This is a genomic window from Aliivibrio sp. S2TY2 (genome assembly GCF_028765525.1).
In the GTDB taxonomy this organism is placed as follows: Bacteria; Pseudomonadota; Gammaproteobacteria; order Enterobacterales; family Vibrionaceae; genus Aliivibrio; species Aliivibrio finisterrensis_A.
In genome coordinates this window covers 142704-167196 of the sequence record NZ_JARACS010000008.1, presented here as the reverse complement: position 1 = coordinate 167196, position 24493 = coordinate 142704, and the positions used below count along the sequence as shown (strand labels likewise).

Here is a 24493-nt window from a genome sequence, read left to right as displayed (position 1 = left end):
AAATGGCAGTCAGAAATGGCTGCCATTTTTTATGCTTAATACCTAAGCAGTGATCAACTGCAGAAGTTATACTAACGGTTAGTAAATAAAATAAAGAAGAGGATATTATCAATGTGGCGAACAATTATTGTATTTTTAGCGTATTGGGTAATGGCGGCTCACTTTTTACGAGAAGGGAATGTGATTATTGTTTCTGCACTTGTAGCACTTCCTTTTACTCTGTTTTTGAATAAAGAATTTGTGTTTAGAATGCTACAAGCAGGTCTTGTTATTGGGGTCTTTGCTGTGTGGCTTCCTACTATCTACCACATCGCTGAATATCGCTTGGCAACTGAACAACCATGGGTAAGAATGGCATTGATCATGAGCACTGTTATTCTTTTTAACTTATTCTGTGTTTGGAATCTTAATACGTTAATTAAACAATTAGGGTATAAGAAATGACGGAAAATCATTTAGATAAAATGGATGGTCAGTTTGAAAATCCTTTAGTTTGGCCTTTGTTTGAAGTATTACAAGAAACAAATCAAGAATGGAAAGTTCATACGCTATCTTCGCATTTGATCGAAAAAGGCTTATTAACACAGCTTGATGAAAGCCCAGATAAAGACCTGTTTAAGCGTAATTTTTTGATCATGAATGCTCTGTATCAACTTCAAACTGAGTTGTATCCAGAGCAATGGTTGCAAGTCGAAGCCATGAACATACAGTTGTTCTCGGTGGCAGAAACAGAAGGGTCAATACAGGCAATTGATACGGTACATCCACTTCGAGAATATTATTTAGAGTGGACAAATTACCAAGTTGAAGAAGATGAGGTTAAACGCCTATTAAACGAGTTCTGGAGTAATTATCGTCGATATTTAGGCGGCTCTAGAGCTGTAGCATCAATGGATCGAATTCAAGCGTTGAAGCTGTTTGGTTTGTCAGAAAGTGCTACTGCTAAAGACATTAGAAAGCAATGGCGAAAATTGGCGATGAAGCATCACCCAGACAGAGCAAGCGGTGATGCGGATAAGTTCAGAGTGATGTGTGAAGCTTGGAACGTATTGCGTTAATATAATTACTTGTTTACGGTTTCATCAAATAGTAAACGTGCTCGCAGGCCTGGGTAATTATCACTTAGGCTTATTCTTCCATTGTGTATTTTCATAACGGTTTTAACTAGAGCAAGGCCTAAACCAAAACCATGCTCTGTTCGGCTAGGATCTAAACGCACTAATTGATCTAACGCTCGCTCTCTGTCTTTTGGTTTTATTCCCATACCATTATCAGCTACAACGACACCAAAGCAATCAACAATCACTTCAATTACCCCGCCTTCATGGGTATATTTAATCGCATTGTCGATGATATTAAACACAGCACGAAAAAGCAGGCTTGGGTTGGCGTATAAGGGGCAGGGCATCTCTATAGTCAAATATAACTTTTGTTGCTTATCTAATGCGGTAGGCTCTGCAAATTCGATAGCATCTTGAACAATTTTACTGAGTTCACACTGTTGTTTGTTAACAGGCGTTCCGCCATTTTCTAAGTGATATAACTCCATCATGCCATTGAAGGTATCAAGCAGAAGGGAGAAATCGGATTGAATATTTTCTAATTTATCCTGATGATAATCGCTTACGGTATTATCATATAAAAGATCTTCAATACGTAACTTAATGCGTCCCATTGGGGTTCTTAAATCGTGAGCAATATCTACGGTTAAGGATTTAAGTTTAGATTCACTCTGCTCCATTTGCTCTAGCATATTATTCAAATGCAAAGCCAGTAAATCAAATTCATTCATATCTGGCCCCACTTTTAAACGAACGTTACGCTCACCTAGCATCACTCGGTTCATGGTTTGATTAACAAGGTTTAATCGTTTAAGAATGTATACGGCAATTAGGATTGCGATTAAGCATAAAGCGATAAAGGGGAAAAAAGTACCCCAAATAACAGATGAATCTAATTGTTTTTTAAAGCTTAAGTAACGCTCTTGATCAATGCCAATAATTAATTCAGAACCATCAGGAAGCTCAACTGTCGTTGCCCTCATATTGGGTAAATCATTATAGGCTTGATATTGTTTTATTTGAGCAATAACAGGGTAGGACGTTGCCGACGTGTCCGTTGGTGAAGGACTAGCATGATTAGCAATATGGTAAATATAACGGTTACTTTCTTTGCTGTTATTAATGCTTTGCTGAACAGCTTCAATGCCTTCAGCACTTGCGATGGCTTGAAGTTGTGAAGTCTCGCCACGTAACCATTCATCAAGGTTTTGGCTATATAAATGCAAAGAGGTTGAATACAGTTGATACAGCAATAATGCCATCATTAAGAATAAGCCAATAGCAAACCAAATTAAGAGTTTTAAAATAGATGAACGATAGAGCTCATCACGCTTGTCTAATAACATAGCCAGCCCCACGTACCGTTTCAATCAGGTTTACTGCGCCACCGTGTTCTAGCTTTTTACGCAATTTAGCGATATGAACATCAATAACGTTGGTTTTAGGATCAAAATGATAATCCCAAGCAGCTTCAAACAATCGCATGCGAGAAACGACTTCATCGACATGCTCTACAAGAAAACGTAATAAAATAAACTCTTTATTCTGTAATGCGATAGGGACGTTGTTTATTGTGACCTTTTGAGAGCGAAGATTAATGGTTAGATTATTGATCTGTATTTCATTTAGCGTATTTTCTATTGGGCGGTTACGGCGCAAGATAATATTAATACGTGCTAGCAACTCTGCCAAAGCAAAAGGTTTAGTTAGATAGTCATCACTGCCCGCGGTCAAACCTTCAACACGCTGGTCTACGCTGTCTAGTGCGCTAAGAATAAGAACGGGTGTATTATTATCCGTCGCTCTAATTGCAGATAAGACCTTTAAACCATCAAGGTTAGGAAGCATGCGATCTAGCACAATTAACTGATATTCACAGCTGATGGCCATCATTAAGCCTTCTTTACCATCACCAGAACTATCCACAATAAAGCCTTCTTGCTCTAAAGCTTTAGCAATGAAATCTCGAGTGGTTTGATCGTCTTCTATAACCAGTATTTTCATAAATCTATCTCAACTATTTGATTAATTTAGTGTAACAAGAAAGAAGTGGAATTAGATAAATAAATAATGAAAAAGAGTTATTAAATGAAATAGGAATACATCATAAAGAGCCTTAAAGGGGGAAGAATTAAGACTCTTGAGTTGTACTCACATAACATCTGGTACGAATATTATGGAGGTTATACCAATTTAATTAAGCAATGGTTAGCTGCTTTATTAGTATGATATTAGGCTTTTAAAATTACTTTCATTTCTGCAGCAACTTTATCAACTTTTCCTAAGCCAATGATAACTTGTAAGCCACCTTTACCCATTGGAACCACACCCGCAGCACCAATTGATTTTAGTTTTGCGCTATCAGCAAGACCTGAATCTTTTACTGTTAAACGTAGGCGAGTAATACAGTTATCTACTTCTAGAATATTGTCTGCACCACCGATTGCTTCAATGTAGGCATTGGTTACATCTGTAATGTTCTCTTCTACTGAGTCATCTTTATTCATGTCTTCACCACGACCTGGAGTTAGGAAGTTAAACTTCTTAATCGCGAATCTAAAGATGGTGTAGTAAAGAACAAAGAATACAAGACCTTGTGGGATCAGCATGTACCATTTAACCGCTAATGGGTTTTGGCTTGATAGTACAAAGTCAACGAAACCTGCAGAGAAACCAAAACCAGCCATCCATTCCATGCTTGCCGCGATGAATAGAGATAGACCCGTTAAGATTGCATGAATTAGGTATAACCATGGAGCAAGGAACATGAAGCTGAATTCTAGCGGTTCAGTGATACCAGTAAAGAATGACGCCATTGCTGCTGCAAGCATGATAGAGAATACCGCAGCTTTATTGCGTTTTTCTGCACAGTGGTACATAGCAAGTGCAGCACCTGGTAGACCAAACATCATGATAGGGAAGAAACCAGCTTGGTACATGCCTGTTTGACCCGGAATACCAGTGCCGTTAGCAATAGACTGTGCGCCACCTAAGAAGTTTGGAATATCGTTAATACCAACAACATCAAACCAGAACACAGGGTAAAGCGCATGGTGCATACCAACACTTAACATTAAACGGTTAAAGAAACCAAATAGACCAGCACCTACGGCACCCATTGATTGAAGTTGAGTACCAAATGAGATTAGCGCATCAAAAATAGCAGGCCATACGTAAAGAAGTACGAATGACAAAGCCATACCAGCAATTGATGTCAAGATAGGAACAAGACGTTTACCACTAAAGAAAGCAAGTGCTTTTGGTAGCTCAACCGTAGAGTATTTGTTGTAAATTTCAGCAGAAATAATACCAACAATAATACCGATGAACTGGTTGTTGATTTTAGCGAACGCCGCAGGAACTTGATCCAAAGGGATATTTTCAAGCTGGGCTACAACCGCAGGAGAAAGAAGGGTAGTAACAACGGTAAAACAAATGAAACCAGCGAGTGCCGCCGAACCGTTTTTGTCTTTACTTAAACCAAACGCCACACCAATGGCAAATAGCATCGGCATCACATCAATGATAGCTCCCCCTGATTTAATTAAAAACGCAGCGAATACGCTGTTGGCACCCCAACCCGTTGGGTCCATCCAGTAACCAACACCCATTAATATCGCGGCAGCAGGAAGCGTAGCGACAGGAACCATCAGCGCTTTACCTACTTTTTGCATGTAACCTAATACATTCATATTGTATTCCTTAAAATTTAGTCTGTTATTTTTAAACTAAGAGAAGAATACAAAAGAGTGGGTTAACAAAAGATTGTGCCAACATTAACTATAGTTAATGTTGGCACTTTAAGAATCAAATTGTGAGTGAGATCTAATTAATTCGAGAAGTAAATTAACCCGGGTGCCCATCTACGCGTTTTGACCATAACATAGGAGCAAAATACCAAACAAATAAGCCAAATGCGATAGCCCAAAGAGCAGCAGTGATGTTGATTAACTCCATCATATATTGAGGAAACAAAATAACCCCAAATGAACGGATAAACGCCGCTAAGATGATTGCACTATAAGCCAGTCCCATAGAGGGACCTTTGTAGATTTCGCGGCCAGTATGTCCCATAGTCACGCGAGCTATCATAGCTAAAATAACGCCGCCTAATGCACCAATTGCAAATAAATGAATTCCTGTATGAGAGATAAAGTAATCGGTGCTTAAACCACGTAACAGTAAACTTAATGGGATACAAAGATAACCAGCATGAAGAGACCATACTAATGGTTCACTCAGTGTTTTATATCCTTTCCAACGGATCATTCGGATCAATTGAGCAATACCTGCAATGACCATTAAATATGGACTTACTTGCTCTGATGTTAAAGGGAAAAAGCTCAAAATAAACAGCATAGCTAATGGGATATTACATAACGCATCTAACCAAAGCATTGGTTGAGCTTTTTCAAACTGAAAGCGACGTGCAGTAAAGAAAGGAATAACGCGTGCGCCCATTACAGAAAGTAGCAGCGTAAACCACCAAAGCATGGATTCCCAAACCGCAGCAGAAGTAAATGGCGGCATGCCTTTAATTGTTGCGTAACTAGCGAAGTTCGCGGCAATTGCGACTAAAAATAACGGAATAAAGAAAAAGTTACGAACGCCTTTGGTTTTGATTACACGAAATCCAACTTCATAGGCAATAGCGAGCATGAACAGCGCTTCAATACTTGAAATTAACCAAAGTGGTGCTGAAGTCCAGAATAATACTCTTGGTAACAGCCATAATAAGACAATGAACCCGAGACGTTTATCTGAAGTTCCTTTAACACCTGTCCAATTCTGAACGGCACTTAACACAAAACCAGCAACAATCGCCATCGAAAAACCAAAAAGCATTTCATGCACGTGCCACCAAAGCGCAGGCACGTTTAGGTAGGTAGGTTGGCCTGTTTGAAATGCCCATACCCATACAGTGACAGCAATAATGGCATAGATACTACCTAATAAAAAAAATGGTCGAAATCCTAAACGGAGTATAGGTGGAATTCTTTCTTCGACAGCTTTATCTGTAATATTCATCATAAGATTTTCTCAATTCGTAAGGACAAAATAAGTATAACTGAAATAAAACCCAATAACATATATTTTTTATGCACGTTATATTTCGGGTGTATCTTTAGATTACACAATAGAGATTGTGATCTAATTGTTAAATTTTTAAGTCCTTTATCGACAAAGAGAGTACTTTAGTTAAGATGAACAGATAAAAATATAAATGGACGTATTCATGAGTCAGGAAATTTACTTTGGTACAGAGAACAAGTTTAGCTTTAAACGCAGTACTTTAAATGCAGTAACGCGTTTGCATCACTTATTAATTCCAAGTCACGCGAAGAAGATGGGGCGTAAATTACTATTAACCCCTGTAAGAACAAAACCAAAAAACTCTGAACCAGAAGGGTTAATAAAGAGTAAGTTGAACTCATCTGAAGGTGAACTTAGTCTTTATCAACTTGGCTCTGGTCCTACGTGGGTATTGGCTCATGGCTGGTCGGGGAATTCGAGTCAATTCTATCCATTAATGGAGCACATCGCTTCTCAAGGTTTTACCGCCGTTGCTTTTGATCACCCAGCTCATGGTGAGAGTGAGGGAAAACATGCTCATTTACCTGCGTTTATTGAAGGGTTAAATGCGATATTGGATTCTTGTGATGATGTGGTGGGTGTCGTCGCACATAGTATGGGAACGGCTGCGGTACTGGAATGTCATCATGTGAAGTTGGATAATGCACCTTTACTGCTAATTGCTCCAGTACTTAACTATACCGAGAATTTATTCCGTAGCATTGAGCGCTCTGGGTACTCTATTAAATTATTTAGAGCGATTGTTAGTGATATAGAAGATCAATATCAGCGTTCTATTGATAGTTTTAACCCGTATCAACGATTAACGCAAAGAGAAGCTCAGACGATTATCGTACATGATAAAGAGGATCGCTTTACCAGTTTTGACCTTTCAAAAACCGCATCAGAGCATATTAGACAGGTAGCCTTATATCCAACAACGGGCTTAGGTCATGGTCGCGTAATGGCGAGTGATGAGGCAAAGAGAGCGTTTGATGTATTAACTCAATAAGCTGTGAGATAAAACAGATGCATAGCAGGCGCAAATGCATCTGTTTTTTATTTATCTAAATAACAATCGACGCAGTGGTGTTCTATTGATCGCTAAAACAAACAAAGTAGATGCTCCAGCCGTTCCAAACACAATCACAAAATCTCTTAGTGCTAAAGTCAGTCCCATCATTCCGGTAATGTTTAAGAACACAACCACAAAGAGTAGGTGGCATACATAAATGCCAAGAACATGCTTGCTTAATGTGAAAGTGATAGGGTGATGGCCTAATGTCGGTTTGGATAACAATAGAAAAAACACGCCAATTCCAATTAACGGGGTACCGATTAAAAAGTCATGCAAGTTAAAAGGTACATCAAACTGAGTTAACCAATACGCCTCACTAAAGTGAATGGCAAAACCAGTCAGCAATAAGAGCGTAGCTTTAGTTGATGAAAGCGTGATTGCTCTTCTTCTTAATTCAAATCCAATGACTACCATTAAAGTGCTAAAGAAAGGGCCATTTCGAGTAAAAAACGGAGTCCAAACTTCAGTGAGTGTTTGATAGCTACCGCCAGCGAGGCCGTATACATATAAAATCACAGCGACAGGAACAAGCCATGTCGTTTTTTTAAAGTGAATTAATAACCCAATAATTGATACGGCGATAATGAGTGCAGGGATAAACCATAAGTGCACCATACCACCTTCAAATAAAGCGTTTAATGGGTTCTGTGTTAACCAATTCCAGTACCCCGAGCGCTCTGCTAGATAACCGCTTTCAGCAACCTTTTTCCAGTTAAAAGGCATTGCTAGGCATAAAGCACTCCATACTATCCAAATCTTAAATAACGGAGCAGAGTAAGACTGTATTGTTTTTAAAGGAGTCGCGGTTAATTTAGGTTGAATAAAATAACCGGATAAAATGAAAAAGAAAGGAACGGCAAAACGAGTGAATTGATTAAAAGCATAGCCAAAAACGGGAGTATCATCCATTAGCAGATACGTCATAAATACTTGTGAGTGCAAAGCAATAATCGCAAACATAGCAATAAGCCTTCCGAACTCTAAGCTTGCGATTTTTTGAGAGTTTTCCATTAAATGACATCCTTAATTTTTTGGGTAATCTAACAAGGACTTTTAACAAAATATATGCGTTAGATTAATTCGTGGAGCTTCTTGCACTGGATGTTTTCATAAATGGGAGAGCTTTCACATAAAATCGTTGACCTTCCCCCTAGGGGAGGCTTTAGTATTAGGTTAATTCTATATATAGGTGTATTTATAGTGCTTTCTTCTATTTCTAAATGGTTAGTGACAGGCGTTACGCTGATGGCTTTAGTGCTATCTAGCGTTGCTTACAGCTATCCAATGAAAATGGAAGGAATGACCTTGAATATGGCAATGCCTCAAAGTCAAATGTCGCCTATGAGTGACAGCATGCCTGAATGCCATTCACCAAAAGAGTCTCAAAGTAGTGACTTGGGATGTGATATGTCATCTATGTCGATGAATAATAATGACCATTGTTCAGAACAGGGTGATAACTGTTGTAAAACAATATGTACAGTAGCGGCTTATGCTTTACCAATTGGCTTGAATACTCAAATTAACTCATTAGCTTTTGCTATCAAATATGGTTTTTACAATGAACAACCCCGTTCATTATCATCTCCTTCCTTATATCGACCTCCAATAGCTTAATTCCAATTATATCTATTAAATCAATACGCTAAATAAGCTTTCTTATTTTCCGGTTTAATCATGGCACTGATCTGTCTTTACGATCATGCCGTTATTGGAATGTTTCCATGAAAAATACAGCACGTAAACACTTTACTAAAGTGTGGTTAGCCTCTGCGATCTCGTTAATGATTTCAAATCAAGTGATGGCAGAAAGTCAGCTAACACAACTTATCGAACAAGCACTCTCTTCTGATGCAAGTAGAGAGCAAATATACGCACAATCTCAAGCACTTCGATCTACAGGTATTGCGAGTTCAACGCTTGCCGATCCTACGCTAAAAGTCGGTTTTGGTGGTTTACCGGTGGACAGTTTTAAATTTGATGAAGACCCTATGACCAATATATCGGTCGGATTAATGCAAAAGTTTGGTCGAGGCTCAAGTTTAGACTTACAACAAAAGCAAACGGGGCAACAAGCCGATGTATTAGCAATGCAGGTTCAAGTTCGTGAGTTAGAAGTGGCAAATGCCATTACTCAACTTTGGATTGAGTTGGGATTCTTACAAAAAGCAGAAGCTATTTTACATGAGAATCGTCACCTACTGTCAGAGATGGAAACCTACATTAAGACCAATTATTCGATTGGTAAAAGTGAAAGTCAGGACTTGCTACAAGCTCAGCTTCAATTGAGTCGATTGGATGAAAAGTTGCAAACGAATCGTCAGTTGCAAGGCCGTATCTATGCACAACTCACAGAATGGTTGCCTAATTTATCCGAGCAAAAACCGCAAGGTATAAAAGCACTAGAGTGGTCGACATTGAATAAATTACTAAATTCAAAGGCAAATCAAGATACTGAATTTTATGACTTATTGAAGTCGAATCCAACAATAAAAATGAGTGAATTAGCGATAACCGCAACCAAAACCAAAGTGGATATTGCCGATGAATCTTATTCACCTCAATTTGGTGTAGAAGTAATGTATGCCTATCGTCAAGCGAATGGTATGGGTGGACAACCTGCGTCTGATTTGGTGAGTGCATATGTAACCATGGATATCCCGCTATTTACCGACAAACGTCAAGACCAAAACTATGCAGCTGCGCAATATCAAGTGGGCGCTGCAAAATCACAACGTGACGTATTACTTCGTCAAATGAACGCAAAAGTAAATTCGCTATTGGTTGATAAAAACAATCTTGAGCAGCGTCTTTCTCGTTATAACCATACTTTACTGCCCCAAGCAAAAGACAGAACCCAAGCCGTTGAACGTGGTTATGAAAATAATACCGCACAATTTAATGATGTGATTTCAGCAGCCAGTGATGAGTTGAGTATTGAACTAGAAAAACAACGTTTATTCAGTGATTTAGATAAAACATACAGTAACTTAGCTTTTTATCTAAATGGCTTTGATTATCACGTTTCTGCGCCACAACTTTCGCCATCAGAGCAGTAAGGAAGAGAAAATGAAACCAGTTAAAATAGCATTACTTTCAATCGTGATTGGTGGCGTTATTGGCGCTTCGGGTATGAGCTTGTACTCAGGGCATGATATGGCGGCTATGACGATGAATAACAGTTCAGAAGTCGGTGCTGAGAAAAGTGAGCCTTTATATTGGGTTGCTCCTATGGATGCAAATTATCGTCGAGATCAGCCAGGTAAATCCCCAATGGGAATGGATTTAGTGCCTGTTTATGCCGATGAAGGCCAAGGAGAGAAAGCACCAGCAGGAACGGTAACAATTGATCCAAGCGTGGTTAATAACCTTGGCGTAAAGAGTGCGTTTGTCGAGAAAACGATCTTGTCACCAAATATAGATACCGTCGGTTACATCACATTTGATGAAAGTAAATTATGGCAAGTCAACGTGCGTGCGGCGGGTTGGGTTGAGAAACTGAATATCAACGCGATTGGCGAAAAAGTAAATAAAGGCGATGTATTATTTACGCTTTACTCTCCAGAGCTAGTGAAAGCACAAGAAGAATTATTAAACGCGTATCGCACTGGCCGCAAAGGGTTAGTTAAAGGCGCAAGAGAGCGATTGCATTCTTTTGGTGTTGATAAAGCTCAAATTAATTCTATTGTTAGAAGTGGTAAAGCGAATAAAAACATAGAGATAAAAGCAACATCTAGTGGTGTTATTGCAAGTCTGAATATTCGTGAAGGAGGGTATTTATCGCCTTCTCAAGTTGTGATAAGCGCGGGGCCTTTAGAAGAGGTTTGGGTAGATGCAGAAGTTTTTGAGCGTCAGGCACATTGGTTATCGTCAGGCAATAAAGCGGTAATGACACTTGATGCTGTCCCTGGAAAAAAATGGGAAGGCGAAGTTGATTACGTTTATCCGATTTTAGATCCAAAAACACGAACCATGCGTATGCGCTTAAAATTTGATAACCAAGATGGTGCATTAAAGCCCAACATGTTCGCAAACATTACAATTCATCCTAAAACAAAAGAGGAAGTATTGACGATTCCTCGCCAAGCGGTAATACGTTCAAATGGTATGGAACGTGTTGTATTAGATGAAGGAGAAGGTAAATATCGTTCAGTTCGCATCATTGCAGGCCGTGAAGCTGAGAATAAAGTTGAAATCCTTAAGGGATTGAAAGAAAACGATAAAGTAGTTACATCAGCTCAATTCTTATTAGATTCTGAATCAAGTAAAACGGCAGAACTAAGTCGAATTAATGGACCAGAAAACAGTGTTTGGATCTCTGGGAATATCACCATGCTTATGGCTGATTTTGGTATGGTAACCTTTGCTCATAAACCCGTATCACAATGGGATTGGAAAGCGGGTGAAATGAATTTTTCGGTCGATAAAGAGATTGATTTAGTTTCTTTTCGTGAAGGTGAAGCGGTTCAGTTTCTAGTTCAAAAGATAAATGATGAATACCAACTGCTTGAGATAGAGAAAGAAGGGGAATTATTATGATCCCTGCCATTATCCGTTGGTCGATAAAAAATCGATTTTTAGTGTTGGTTGCGACGTTCGCCTTAGTCGTAGCAGGGATTTACAGTGTAAAGAATACGCCAGTAGATGCTCTGCCTGATCTTTCTGATGTACAGGTGATCATCAAAACAAGTTACCCAGGACAAGCACCACAAGTGGTGGAAGATCAGGTTACCTATCCGTTAACGACAGCCATGCTTGCGGTTCCGGGAGCTGAAACCGTTCGCGGCTATTCCTTCTTTGGTGACTCGTATGTTTATATTATTTTTAATGATGATACCGACATGTACTGGGCACGTTCGCGTGTTTTAGAGTACTTAAGTCAAGTCGCACCTAAGTTACCAGCAGAAGCAAAACCGACATTAGGTCCAGATGCGACAGGTGTGGGTTGGGTTTACAGTTATGTTTTACAAGATAAAACAGGAAAACATGATCTCGCTGAATTACGTAGTTTGCAGGATTGGTTCTTAAAGTATGAATTACAAACCGTTGATGGCGTATCGGAAGTCGCGACCGTTGGCGGAATGGTCAAGCAATATCAGGTTGAAATTGATCCTGATAAATTACGAGCTTATAACCTAACACTACAACAAATTAATAAAGCGATTAAAGACGGAAATCAAGAAGCAGGCGCCTCCGTTATTGAAGTAGCAGAAGCTGAGCATATGGTTCGCACTTCAGGTTATTTAAGCAGTATTGAAGATATTCAGTCACTGCCATTAAAAGTAACAGATAAAGGAACGCCATTGCTGCTTGGCGATATTGCAGACATTAACCTTGGACCACAAATGCGCCGTGGGATCTCCGAATTTAACGGCGAGGGTGAAGCGGTTGGTGGTGTGATCGTGATGCGATTTGGTGAGAATGCCAGTGAAGTTATTGCTAACGTGAAAGAAAAGCTTGCTCAACTTCAGAAGGGATTACCAGAAGGCGTTGAAATAAAAGCGACTTATGATCGATCAACCTTAATAGATCACGCTGTAACTAACCTATGGGAAAAATTGGCAGAAGAATTTATTGTTGTTGCAATTGTTTGCGCTCTGTTTTTATTCCATATTCGCTCATCACTGGTTATTGCATTAAGTTTACCGGTTGGAATTTTAGCCGCATTCATCGTGATGCATTGGCAAGGTATTAATGCCAATATTATGTCGTTAGGTGGTATTGCGATTGCCATTGGTGCCATGGTTGATGGTGCAATTGTAATGATAGAAAACGTACATAAGCACATAGAGAAAACCCCATTAACAGATGAAAACCGTTGGCAAGTTATCGGTAAAGCTGCGGAAGAGGTGGGAACGCCATTATTTTTCTCATTACTTATCATTACGTTAAGTTTTGTTCCTGTCTTTGCGTTAGAAGGCCAAGAAGGAAAGATGTTCTCTCCATTAGCCTTTACAAAAACTTTTGCCATGGCAGCATCAGCAGGTTTGGCTATTACCTTAGTTCCAGTATTAATGGGCTATTTTGTTCGAGGAAAGATTCTACCTGAGCATAAGAATCCAATTAATAAAACATTAGTTGCATTATATCGCCCGCTACTTAATGTGAGTTTGCGTTTTCCTAAAACGGTTTTACTTGTTGCTATCGTACTTATGGGCTCTGCGTATTATCCGATCTCTAAAATGGGCAGTGAGTTTATTCCGCCATTGGATGAGGGCGATTTAATGTACATGCCAACAACCTATCCAGGGATCTCAATTGGTAAGGCGAGAGAGTTACTACAACAAACCAATAAACTGATTAAAACCGTTCCTGAAGTTGATACGGTGTGGGGAAAAATTGGTCGAGCGGAAACCGCGACTGATCCGGCACCATTGACCATGATAGAGACGGTTATTCAGTTCAAACCAAAAGATGAATGGCGTGACGGTGTCACAACTGAATCGATCAAGAACGAGCTAGACCAATTGATTCAATTTCCCGGAATTACGAACGCATGGGTAATGCCAATCAAAACGCGTATCGATATGCTGGCGACAGGGATTAAAACCCCAATAGGAATAAAGATAGCGGGGCCAGATCTTAAAGTTATAGAGAAGATCGGCGCAGAATTAGAACCTATTTTAAACGACATTCAAGGTACAACCTCTGTTTATGCAGAACGTGTAGCTGGTGGCCGTTATGTAACCATAGATATAAAACGTCGCCAAGCAGCCCGATATGGGTTGAATATTAAAGATATACAGCAAGTTATTTCAACCGCTGTTGGTGGCATGAATGTAGGTGAAACCATTGAAGGGTTAGAGCGTTATCCGATCAATGTTCGTTATCCACAGTCGTATCGAGATTCTGTCGTTAAACTGCAAAACTTACCGCTTATTACCGCTAATGGCGCTCGAATTGCGTTAGCTGATGTGGCTGATATTCGTTATGAAGACGGCCCGCCAATGATCAAAACAGAAAATGCACGACCGAATGGTTGGGTGTTTGCTGATATTGATGGTCGAGATTTGGGCTCTTATGTTCACGAAGCTCAGCAAGTCGTTCATGAGCAATTAGATTTACCTGCAGGCTATTCATTAGGTTGGTCTGGTCAATATGAATATATGGAACGAGCTAAAGAGCGCTTAACAACGGTAGTTCCCATTACGATTGGCATTATTATGCTGCTTCTCTATCTTAGTTTTAAGCAGGTCTCTGAAGTGTTAATTATCATGGGAACATTACCGTTAGCTATGGTTGGCGGCCTGTGGCTCATGCATATTTTAAACTTTAATTTCTCTATTGCTGTTGGGGTTGGCTTTATTGCTTTAGCCGGTGTTGCGGTTGAAATAGGCGTAATTATGTTGGTGTATTTAAATCAAGCATGGAATGAAAAACAGAATAATGCTTTTGAGAAAAACAACTTACCGACTCAACAAGACTTAACACAAGCGATTGGGGAGGGGGCGGGTTTACGTGTTCGTCCTATCATGATGACTGTGCTTACTGTAATTATTGGCCTAATTCCAATTATGTATGGCTCAGGTACGGGATCTGAAGTAATGCAACGAATTGCAGCGCCAATGATTGGTGGAATGGTATCAGCATTGTTACTGACATTAGTTGTTATTCCTGCCGTATTTAAACTCTGGAAACAGCGTCAGTGTCAAAGTGATCAAATATAGCACCAATTAACTTAACCTAAAAATATCAATGGCTTATTGTTCTAAGTAATAAGCCAATTAATAAATATCTAAAAAGGAAAAGAAAATGAAAAAGACAGTATTAGCAATTGCATTATCATTAGTAGCAAGCTTGGCAATGGCTGAGATGGACCACAGTAAAATGGATCATGGTTCAATGGATATGAAAGGGATGGACATGAATCAAATGGACCATTCAAAAATGAAAATGAAAGACATGGATATGAGTAAGATGGAAGGCATGTCTATGAAGGATATGAATGCAGTAGGTATGCCAGCAACAGGGATGAAACCAAACAAAGTCGTACACGTTATCTTATCTGATGATATGAAAATCACATTCAAAAAAGAAGTGAATATTGAACCAAACGATATCGTTCAATTTGTGATCATGAATACAGGTAAGATTGATCATGAGTTTGCGATTGGTAATGAAACTGAGCAGTTAGAACATCGCGAAATGATGAAAAAAATGACATCAGGCCACGCGCATGACAGTGGTAGCACAGTAACCGTTCAGCCTGGTAAAGCTAAGCAAATTACATGGCATTTCCATGGGGATAATCACGTAGAATTTGCGTGTAATATTCCAGGGCACGCAGAAGCTGGAATGGTAAAAAAAGTAACACTATAATACCAATCGGATAATATGAAAAAGCGGTAAGGTGGGTGGCCTTACCGCTTTAGTTATTTCACTTAAGATTTACTGTTTAAATTATAATTTAAAGAAGGATAACTGCTGTTTTTGTTCTTCTGCTAATCTTGATAGTTCAGAACTTGCACTCGCGCTCTGACTAATGCCTGTTACATTTTGATTTACAAGTTCCGACATATTAACCACATTACGGTTAATGTCTTGAGTGACTTGAGATTGCTCTTCAGCCGCGGTTGCAACTTGAGTATTCATATCATTAATTGCAGTGATTGATTCTGTGATTCCAACGAGAGCATCTCCTGCTTTTGCTGTTAATTCTTTATTTAGTTCTAACATATCAAGACTTGATTGCATACTGTCATTCGCTAACCCTGACTGTTCTTGAAGTGCTTCAATGATTGTTTGGATTTCTTGAGTTGATGATTGAGTTCGAGCTGCCAGTAAACGTACCTCATCAGCAACAACTGCAAAGCCACGACCAGATTCGCCAGCGCGAGCGGCTTCAATTGCAGCATTTAATGCAAGTAAGTTAGTTTGATCTGACACGCTACGAATTACTTCAACGACATTATTGATCTGCTCAGATTGTTCTTTTAAACGATTAACAACAACAGCGGCGTCTGTTAATGCTATGGCCATTTTATCACTTGCATCCGTACTTTGAGCAAAGATATCTAAGCCTGATTTTGCCAATTCATTTGTTGTTTGCGCTGTTTGATCCGCAGCAAGGGCATTATCACTTACATTATCAGCAGTACTTGATAGTTCATTAACAGCAGAGGCAACCTGTTCAATCTCTGACAGTTCTTTTTGAGAGTTTAACTCAGCTTCATTCATTACAGCGGCAAGTTCTGTTGATGCAGAAGCAACACTCTGGTTGATATTGTATAGTTCTTCAATCGTTGTTTGAAGCTGAATTACAGTAGTGTTAATGTCTTTACTTAATTGCGCAATTTCATTATCGCCATCAACATCAGTGCGAACGGTTAAGTTACCTTCTGCTAATTTACGGATAACTAATTGAAGTTTTTGGATAGGGAGAACGATAAGGTTAGATAACCACCAAGAGATAAGTAATGACAGAATGAAAACAGACATTACAACAGTAGCTACAGTGTTTTGTACTTGTATATTTTTATCGTAGCTTTCATTCATTACTATATCTGAAAATGAATTAACTTCTTGAGAGAGATTATTAATTGCTTCTATCATATTATCGCCGGTATTACGATATTGTGTTATTAATTCATTATAATTTTCGTTAACGTCAATGCCTTTTTCTTTTTGATTAAGATAATGAACCACTTTTTTAGAAAACATAGCATAGTCATTAATTCGGGAGTTAATTTGAATGACTTCGTCTACAAAGGTTTTTCTTGCCTTTAACTCATCCAGTAGAAAATTGACATTTTTAACTCCCTTTTCTAGTTTGCTTATAAATTGAGCTCGATGCTCAATATCATAGATAGCGTATACCGCCTCTATTCGTAATGAGTAAATTTCATCATCGATTTCTACTACTTTATCTTTATAAAACACAAATGACTTGGTGTTTGCATCTATTGTAGCTTGTTCTGATTTTAAATTTGACATCGCTACCCATAAAGAAATAAAGAGTGCGATTGCGGTAAAAGCAACTGGAAGTAATATTTGGAAACGAATTGATTTATTCTTAAGCGTAAATTGCATTTTTTAACCTCTAAAGTCTAATAAGTAAGCAAAGCTATTAGCTACTTAAATGTAGTTTGTTTATATTTTTATTTTTATATCTACATCGTATGTTTTTTCTATACATATAGAACGAGTGAATAATATATAGCGTGTCGCAATTATGAAACATATACTTTAGGGTGGTGAAGTTATTTTCTCTATTTGAGTTTATTTTACGGAAACAAACTTCACTTACAGGTCGAGTTTAAGCATTAAAGTCAAGATTAAAGGAGTAACAAATAGTTACATCTGGTCTGACCTTTTAGGGGGTAATGAAAAGGTTTAAATGAAATCAGATTTAGAAGGAGGAGAAATAAAGCGATAAGAAATACCCTTACCGCTTATTTTTAGAGGAAGATTACAATTTAAAGAATGCTAGTTGCTCTTTTTGTTGTTCTGCCAATTTAGATAATTCGTTACTTGCACTCGCGCTTTGGCTAATACCAGTTACGTTCTGATTTACAAGCTCAGACATATTCACCACATTACGGTTAATATCTTGAGTTACTTGAGATTGTTCTTCGGCAGCAGTAGCAACTTGAGTGTTCATATCATTAATTGCAGTAATTGATTCAGTGATGCTAACCAACGCATCACCCGCTTTTGCAGTTAACTCTTTGTTTAATTCAAGCTTATCGATACTTGTTTGCATACTATCATTTGCTAAACCTGACTGCTCTTGTAGTGATTCAATAATAGTTTGAATCTCTTTGGTTGATTCTTGAGTACGAGCAGCAAGCAGACGAACCTCATCAGCAACCACCGCAAATCCACGTCCTGATTCACCCGCACGAGCGGCTTCAATAGCAGCATTTAAGGCTAATAAGTTAGTTTGTTCTGAAACACCACGGATCACTTCAACCACATTATTGATCTGTTCTGATTGCTCTTTTAAGCGGTTAACAACAACTGCGGCATCAGTTAGCGAGTTTGCCATGTCTTCACTTGCTTGATTACTTTGAGTGAAAATATCCAATCCTGATTGAGCTAATTTAGTTGTATCACGTGCAGTTTGATCAGCTGATAGCGCATTATCACTTACGTTATCTGCAGTGCTTGAGAGCTCATTAACAGCAGAGGCAACTTGTTCAATTTCACTTAATTCTTTTTGTGAATTGGTTTCTGAATCCGTCATTACAGCAGCAAGCTCTGTTGATGCAGCAGCTACATCTTCACTGATGCGAGATAATGCTTCAACAGTAGTCTGTAATTGAATTGCAGTAGTGTTGATGTCTTTACTTAATACGGCAATTTCATTATCGCCATCAACGTCGGCACGAACGGTTAAATCCCCTTCAGCTAAGCGACGAATAGTTAATTGAATTTTTTTAATTGGGTTCACGATAAGGCCTGATAGCCACCATGCAGTGATCATCGATATAATAAAGACTGCTAAAATAGTTAACCCTGCTGTGATTTTAACCTGAGTGTTTTTCTCATAGCTTTCTTTCATTGCGATATCAGAAAACTCATTTACACGTTGAGAAAGGGCATTGATAGAAGAAACCATGCTATTACCAATATTACGATATTGTGAGATAAGAGCATCGTAACTTTGAGAAACGGCTTGGCCACTTTCTTTTTTATTTAGGTATCCAATAACTTTATGTGAAAACTGAACGTAGTTATTAATGTTAGTGCGAACTAGGTTAACTTCTTTAGCAAACGTTTTTCTTGCTTCTAACTCATCAAGTAATGCATTGATGTCATTCACTTTGTTTCGCAATTCAGTCGTGAATTTCTCACGACGTTCCGTATCGTAAATTGCATAAACAGCGCTTATACGTAGGGGGTAGACTTCATCATCCACTTTTGCAAGTTGGTCTTTATAGAAAACAAAGGAGTCAGTATTGCTTGCTATTATATCTTGTTCTTTTTCAAGGCTAGAGGCGGTAAAACCTAAAGAAATGAACAGCGCTAGTGCAGTAAGAATAACGGGTAGTAAAACTTGAATACGTATTGACGTATTTTTTAAAGAAAATTGCATTAAAGCCTCTTGAATTTGAGAAAGTGAGAAATTCCATTCATTAAGTCTCAAATTCTAGACTTTTGTCACACTTTTGTCGATGGTAAATGTAAATTAATATAATTAATATTGTCTTTAAATATGCATTTACCGGTTGCATTATTGTTTTAAGTAATAATATTGCTGGCAATAGAGGAAAGTTCCCTTAATTTTCTGCCATTTCGATTTCATAGATTTCATCAGCAATATCTTGTGTTTTTCGCTCAATAATCGTTTGAGCATCAGCCAATCCTTGATTATAAAAAACCGGACCCGCTTGCTTAATTATAAAATCCAATAAGAATTCACCATCAAATTGCCCCAGTTCAGTGTCTAGTTCTTGTTCAAAATAATCTTGGAACTTTTGTACAAGCTCATCACGTTTATTTTTAGGTATCGTTATTGTGCTCATGGTATTCCCTTAATTTTGATTGTCTGTTTGAATTTTATTAATCGCTTGATTATACATAACCCATGCAATGAGCCCAGCGAGAGTATTACCAACAAGTGCGCCCATAAAAATACCATGTAAGCCAAATAAACTTGAGCCTAGCCATATCATGGGTAAAAAACAGACGAATAAACGAAGGATTGAAATCGTCAATGCGCGCATAGACACACCAAGGGCGTTGCAGGTTGACACCATTAACATGCAGATACCTAAAGAGCCAAGGCTGACGGGTACCCATAATAGATAATGGTAAATAACATCAATGACATTGCTGTCGGTACTTAGCAGACTTGCGAGTGGCTTAGCAATGATAAACAGAAGAACTGCAAGGCCAATCTGCCAGCTGAGAACAAACTTAGCCGCGATTTTGATTAGCTTTTGAATCTCGTCGAACTGTTTAGCCCCTAACATTCTCCCAACCATTGGTGGAATTGACATAGTAAGTGCAAGTACGACAACAATAGAAAAAAATTCGATACGAGAGGCCATAGCCCAACCCGCAACGGCAGCTGCCCCAAAGCCGGCGATAATTTTTGTGGCCATCATAGAGGAGAGTGGTGGTAATAATTGACTCATCATTGCGGGTGCCATTACGGCATTTAATTCTTTAATGGATTGCAGGATATTAAGATCGTGCCATGAAAAAGAGATCCAATTACGCTTAAAAATAGGGGGCAAAATGATACAAAAACCAATAGTGAAAGAGACTATCGTTGCCCAAGCAGCACCGTTTAAGCCTAAGTTAAATTGAAAGATGAAAATAGGATCAAGGATCATATTTAGGATACTGGTCGCCATCATCATTAAGCCCGGTAGTTTAGTATCACCGTTGGCACGACACACACTGTAAGCAAAGTAGATCATAGCTCCTGCCCAGCAACTTGCTAACCATACTGGCCAATAACTATCGATTATGGGAAAGACACTGGTTTCTGCGCCTAGTAGATCAAGTAATAAACCTCGAGAGAACCAAATGAGCAGGCACATGATAAATACCATTGCGGCGCCCAGCGAGAGAACTAATCCGGCAAGTTGCTTGGCTTTTTTTATTTGTTGAGCGCCTAATACTCGTGCGATTACCGCAGTTGTCGCAATACCTAACCCGACTTGTAAACCAATAATGACCATCTGTAATGGCATGGTAAATCCCTGGGCAGCAAGAGGAAGTATGCCCAGTTGGCCGATAAAGGCACTATCGACAAGTTGAAAGCTCATTAAAGAAAGAACACCAAACGTCATTGGCCATGTCATATGAAAAAGTTGTTTTGAGAGAGAAGGACTTGGCATGATTAAAGGGTGCTCTAAAAGTATTGGTCGGCTATTGTACTGATTATAGAGCAAGACTCAAATGCATGAGTGAGAATAGAAGAAGCGTTTATGTCATAGCCGTATTTCTTAATCATAAATCAAGAAGCTACGGCTATATTTTTGAGGGATTTCTACGTTTTTAGATGCTAGGAAGTAAGGATTCAGGCATTAATGCATTGTATTTTGCTTCAAGTAATAAGGTATTAGCTTTAGCTATGTCTGGTGCAAAGTAGCGGTCTTTATCATAAAAATCGACACGTTCACGCAGCATGCTTTTGGCTTCTTCAATACGTTCTGAACTCTTATTTGGTGCTCTAAAGTCTAGACCTTGTGCAGATGCCAATAGCTCTACGGCTAATATTCCACGCGTATTTTCCGCCATATCCCCTAGGCGACGGCCAGCAAAAGTTGCCATTGATACGTGATCTTCTTGGTTGGCTGAGGTTGGTAAACTGTCGATAGAAGCAGGGTGAGCTAATGTTTTGTTTTCACTGGCTAGTGCAGCCGCGGTAACCTGAGCAATCATAAAACCTGAGTTTACACCGCCATTATCAACTAAAAATGGAGGAAGTTTACTTAATCCGCTGTCGATAAGAAGCGCCATTCTACGCTCTGATAAACTGCCTATTTCAGCAATGGCGAGAGCAAGGTTATCTGCTACCATAGCAACAGGTTCAGCATGGAAATTACCACCAGAGATAATATCACCATCATCAGCAAAGACTAATGGATTATCTGACACTGAGTTGGCTTCTACTTCTAGTGTGTCTGCCGAATTTCTTATCTGCTGTAAACAAGCACCCATCACTTGGGGTTGGCAGCGTAATGAATAGGGGTCTTGTACTCGTTCACAGCATTGATGAGAAAGACCAATCTCACTATTTTGACCTAATAAATGACGATAACCTAAAGCGGCATCCATTTGGCTGCGATGACCACGCACACGGTGAATTCGTGGATCAAACGGCTTACGGCTGCCAAGTGCGGCTTCTACAGACATGGCACCACATACGGTGGCTGCAGCATAAAGATCTTCAGCCGCAAATAAGCCTTCTAAAGCAAAGGCAGTAGAGGCCTGAGTTCCGTTGAGAAGTGCTAATCCTTCTTTTGGTGCGAGTGTTATTGGCTCTAATCCTGCTATTTCTAGGGCTTCTTGTCCTGAAATTACTTCGCCTTTATAACGAGCTTCACCTTCGCCTAGTAAAACGGTACTCATGTGCGCTAAAGGAGCAAGATCACCAGAAGCACCCACAGATCCTTTTTTAGGAATGCACGGATAAACCTCTGAATTGACCAATTGTATTAATGCATTAACGACGGATGGGCGAATACCAGAATAACCACGTGAAAGACTGTTTATTTTGAGTACAATCATTAAGCGTACGGTGGCATCATTCATGAACTCACCGATGCCAGCTGCATGGGAGAGAACAATACTACTCTGTAGAGTTTCTAAATCTTCTTCAGCAATTCGAGTGTTTGCCAACAGGCCAAAACCAGTGTTAATGCCATAGACGGTTTTATCTTCACGGATCACTTGAGCAACCACTTCGGCACTGGTCAGCATATCGGGCAATGCATCTGGACTTAATGACAGCTGAGTCGGTTGACGGCTCACTTCACGTAATTGTTTTAGAGATAACTTGCCTGGAATAATTTCTAATGAATACATAGTTCGTTTCTCGTTATGGTTGTGATACCAACTCGTGTCGCTAGGTTGGTATTCTTTATAATTATTTTGAATACAGAGTTTATTGCTACTTATTTTGGTTCAGATAGCATCGGTAAATCTAAGTTTTGCTTTTTGGCGCAATTAATCGCGATGTCATAACCCGCATCCGCATGACGCATGACGCCGGTGGCAGGATCATTATGAAGTACTCGACCAACACGTTCTGCCGCATCATCACTGCCATCACACACAATCACCATGCCTGAATGTTGAGAGAACCCCATACCCACACCACCGCCGTGATGCAGAGATACCCAAGTAGCGCCCGAAGCCGTATTTAATAGGGCATTTAATAGTGGCCAATCAGATACTGCGTCAGAGCCATCCATCATGCCTTCGGTTTCACGGTTTGGACTGGCAACCGAGCCTGAATCAAGATGATCTCGACCAATGACAATCGGTGCTTTTAGCTCTCCATTTTTTACCATTTCATTAAAGGCTTTACCGAGACGTGCACGATCTTTTAAACCAACCCAACAAATACGTGCAGGTAATCCTTGGAATTGAATACGTTCTCGAGCCATATCAAGCCAGTTGTGTAGATGTGGATTATCAGGAATGAGTTCTTTTACTTTTTGATCGGTCTTATAGATGTCTTCTGGATCGCCAGAAAGGGCAGCCCAACGGAAAGGACCAATCCCTTCACAGAATAGCGGACGAATATAAGCAGGTACAAAACCCGGAAAATCAAAGGCATTAGCGATACCTTCTTCTAAGGCCATTTGACGAATATTATTACCGTAATCGACAGTTGCAGAGCCTGTTTTTTGTAAATCCAGCATGGCTTGAACTTGAATTGCCATTGATTTTTTAGCCGCTGATACAACAACTGATTCATCTTTTAAACGCATTTCAGCAGCATGCTCCATTGACCAACCCTGAGGAAGATAGCCGTTGAGAGGATCGTGTGCAGAGGTTTGATCGGTTGTTACATCAGGCACAATGCCGCGTTGAACAATTTCTGCATAAACATCAGCGGCATTTCCCAGTAAACCTACTGAGATTGGTGTTGCTGTCTGCTTTGCATCCTCAATAATGGCAAGGGCTTCATCTAATGTGGTGGCTTTACGATCAACATACCCAGTACGGAGACGATAATCGATACGAGATTCATCACACTCTACCGCAAGCATTGAAAAGCCAGCCATGGTTGCCGCAAGCGGTTGTGCGCCACCCATACCTCCAAGTCCACCAGTAAGAACCCAACGCCCTTGAGCCTTGCCATCAAAATGTTGCTTTGCCATTGCAACAAAGGTTTCATAAGTCCCTTGAACGATGCCTTGAGAGCCAATGTAGATCCAACTGCCAGCCGTCATTTGACCGTACATCATCAAGCCTTGTTTATCGAGTTCGTTAAAGTGTTCCCAATTGGCCCAATGAGGAACCAAGTTGGAATTGGCAATTAACACGCGTGGGGCATTAGTGTGAGTTTTAAACACACCAACAGGCTTTCCTGATTGCACCATCAAGGTTTCATCGTCTTCAAGGCGAGTCAGCACTTCCACAATTTTGTCGTAGCATTGCCAATTTCGCGCAGCACGACCAATACCACCATACACAACCAGAGCATGAGGGTGCTCTGCTACATCAGGATGTAAGTTATTCATTAACATACGAAGTGGGGCTTCGGTTAGCCAAGATTTAGCGGTGAGTGTTGTACCTGTTGGGGCAATAATAGTACGAGTCTCATCCAATCTAGGGTTAGATGGCGATGCATGTGTCATTGTTGCTCTCC

Annotated in this window: 19 protein-coding genes; 8 read left to right on the top strand and 11 right to left on the bottom strand. The window is 39.6% G+C overall.

Translation table 11 applies throughout. The features are described from left to right. The first annotated feature begins 111 nt into the window (after positions 1–111). Together PVK63_RS13585 and PVK63_RS13580 are read left to right on the top strand one after the other, a co-directional pair. Positions 112–444 (top strand): hypothetical protein, encoded by a 333-nt coding sequence (locus PVK63_RS13585; RefSeq protein ID WP_130087532.1) that lies wholly within the window; start codon positions 112–114, stop codon positions 442–444. After that, entirely contained in the window at positions 441–1058 is a 618-nt protein-coding gene (locus tag PVK63_RS13580) for a DNA-J related domain-containing protein (protein ID WP_130087534.1), read from the top strand. Before PVK63_RS13585 ends, PVK63_RS13580 begins: the two co-directional genes overlap by 4 nt. A 5-nt stretch (positions 1059–1063) precedes the next feature. On the opposite strand, the gene PVK63_RS13575 is transcribed toward PVK63_RS13580, so the two are convergent. The 4 genes from PVK63_RS13575 to PVK63_RS13560 form a co-directional block, all read right to left on the bottom strand. Then, positions 1064–2407, bottom strand: coding sequence for a sensor histidine kinase (locus PVK63_RS13575; protein ID WP_130087536.1), 1344 nt, complete (start codon positions 2405–2407; stop codon positions 1064–1066). Beyond that, positions 2388–3065, bottom strand: coding sequence for a response regulator transcription factor (locus PVK63_RS13570; protein WP_130087538.1), 678 nt, complete (start codon positions 3063–3065; stop codon positions 2388–2390). Before PVK63_RS13570 ends, PVK63_RS13575 begins: the two co-directional genes overlap by 20 nt. A 227-nt stretch (positions 3066–3292) precedes the next feature. Next, a complete protein-coding gene (gene nagE, locus PVK63_RS13565) occupies positions 3293–4753 on the bottom strand; it encodes an N-acetylglucosamine-specific PTS transporter subunit IIBC (RefSeq protein ID WP_130087540.1) in 1461 nt (486 codons plus the stop codon). Between the two features lie 154 nt (positions 4754–4907). Further along, a complete protein-coding gene (locus PVK63_RS13560; RefSeq protein ID WP_130087542.1) occupies positions 4908–6092 on the bottom strand; it encodes an NnrS family protein in 1185 nt (394 codons plus the stop codon). 205 nt (positions 6093–6297) lie between these two features. Here PVK63_RS13560 and PVK63_RS13555 point away from each other — a divergent pair, with 205 nt between their 5' ends. Beyond that, positions 6298–7146, top strand: a complete 849-nt coding sequence (locus PVK63_RS13555; protein WP_130087544.1) for an alpha/beta fold hydrolase — start codon at positions 6298–6300, stop codon at positions 7144–7146. Positions 7147–7197: 51 nt separating this feature from the next. Here the strand turns inward: PVK63_RS13555 and PVK63_RS13550 are convergent, their stop codons facing one another. Then, positions 7198–8223, bottom strand: coding sequence for an acyltransferase (locus tag PVK63_RS13550; RefSeq protein ID WP_130087546.1), 1026 nt, complete (start codon positions 8221–8223; stop codon positions 7198–7200). Between the two features lie 189 nt (positions 8224–8412). Here PVK63_RS13550 and PVK63_RS13545 point away from each other — a divergent pair, with 189 nt between their 5' ends. From PVK63_RS13545 to copI, 5 genes are all read left to right on the top strand, one after another. Further along, positions 8413–8829: a hypothetical protein gene (locus tag PVK63_RS13545; protein WP_130087548.1), complete on the top strand. Its 417-nt coding sequence runs from the start codon at positions 8413–8415 to the stop codon at positions 8827–8829. A gap of 107 nt (positions 8830–8936) precedes the next feature. Further along, the gene (locus PVK63_RS13540; protein ID WP_130087550.1) at positions 8937–10271 is read left to right on the top strand and encodes a TolC family protein; all 1335 of its coding nucleotides are present in this window, start codon (positions 8937–8939) and stop codon (positions 10269–10271) included. Positions 10272–10281: 10 nt separating this feature from the next. Beyond that, a complete protein-coding gene (locus tag PVK63_RS13535; RefSeq protein ID WP_130087551.1) occupies positions 10282–11751 on the top strand; it encodes an efflux RND transporter periplasmic adaptor subunit in 1470 nt (489 codons plus the stop codon). After that, positions 11748–14879 carry an efflux RND transporter permease subunit gene (locus tag PVK63_RS13530; protein WP_130087553.1) on the top strand — a complete coding sequence of 1044 codons (3132 nt, stop codon included), beginning with the start codon at positions 11748–11750 and terminating at the stop codon, positions 14877–14879. The genes PVK63_RS13535 and PVK63_RS13530 overlap by 4 nt, the downstream gene beginning before the upstream one ends. A gap of 85 nt (positions 14880–14964) precedes the next feature. Continuing rightward, positions 14965–15531, top strand: coding sequence for a copper-resistant cuproprotein CopI (gene copI, locus PVK63_RS13525; RefSeq protein WP_130087555.1), 567 nt, complete (start codon positions 14965–14967; stop codon positions 15529–15531). Positions 15532–15612: 81 nt separating this feature from the next. Here copI and PVK63_RS13520 read toward each other — a convergent pair whose 3' ends face one another. The 6 genes from PVK63_RS13520 to hutU form a co-directional block, all read right to left on the bottom strand. Beyond that, complete coding sequence (locus PVK63_RS13520; protein WP_130087557.1) at positions 15613–17241, bottom strand: methyl-accepting chemotaxis protein; 1629 nt, start codon at positions 17239–17241, stop codon at positions 15613–15615. Between the two features lie 379 nt (positions 17242–17620). Beyond that, positions 17621–19249, bottom strand: a complete 1629-nt coding sequence (locus PVK63_RS13515) for a methyl-accepting chemotaxis protein (protein ID WP_274440563.1) — start codon at positions 19247–19249, stop codon at positions 17621–17623. A 184-nt stretch (positions 19250–19433) separates the two neighbouring features. Further along, on the bottom strand, positions 19434–19679 hold the full coding sequence (locus PVK63_RS13510) for a DUF2164 domain-containing protein (protein WP_130045822.1): 246 nt from the start codon (positions 19677–19679) through the stop codon (positions 19434–19436). Between the two features lie 9 nt (positions 19680–19688). Continuing rightward, positions 19689–21005, bottom strand: a complete 1317-nt coding sequence (locus PVK63_RS13505; RefSeq protein WP_274440566.1) for an MATE family efflux transporter — start codon at positions 21003–21005, stop codon at positions 19689–19691. Between the two features lie 160 nt (positions 21006–21165). Then, positions 21166–22698 (bottom strand): histidine ammonia-lyase, encoded by a 1533-nt coding sequence (gene hutH / locus PVK63_RS13500; protein ID WP_274440568.1) that lies wholly within the window; start codon positions 22696–22698, stop codon positions 21166–21168. Positions 22699–22787: 89 nt separating this feature from the next. Beyond that, positions 22788–24482, bottom strand: a complete 1695-nt coding sequence (gene hutU / locus PVK63_RS13495; protein ID WP_130087567.1) for a urocanate hydratase — start codon at positions 24480–24482, stop codon at positions 22788–22790. Positions 24483–24493: the final 11 nt, after the last annotated feature.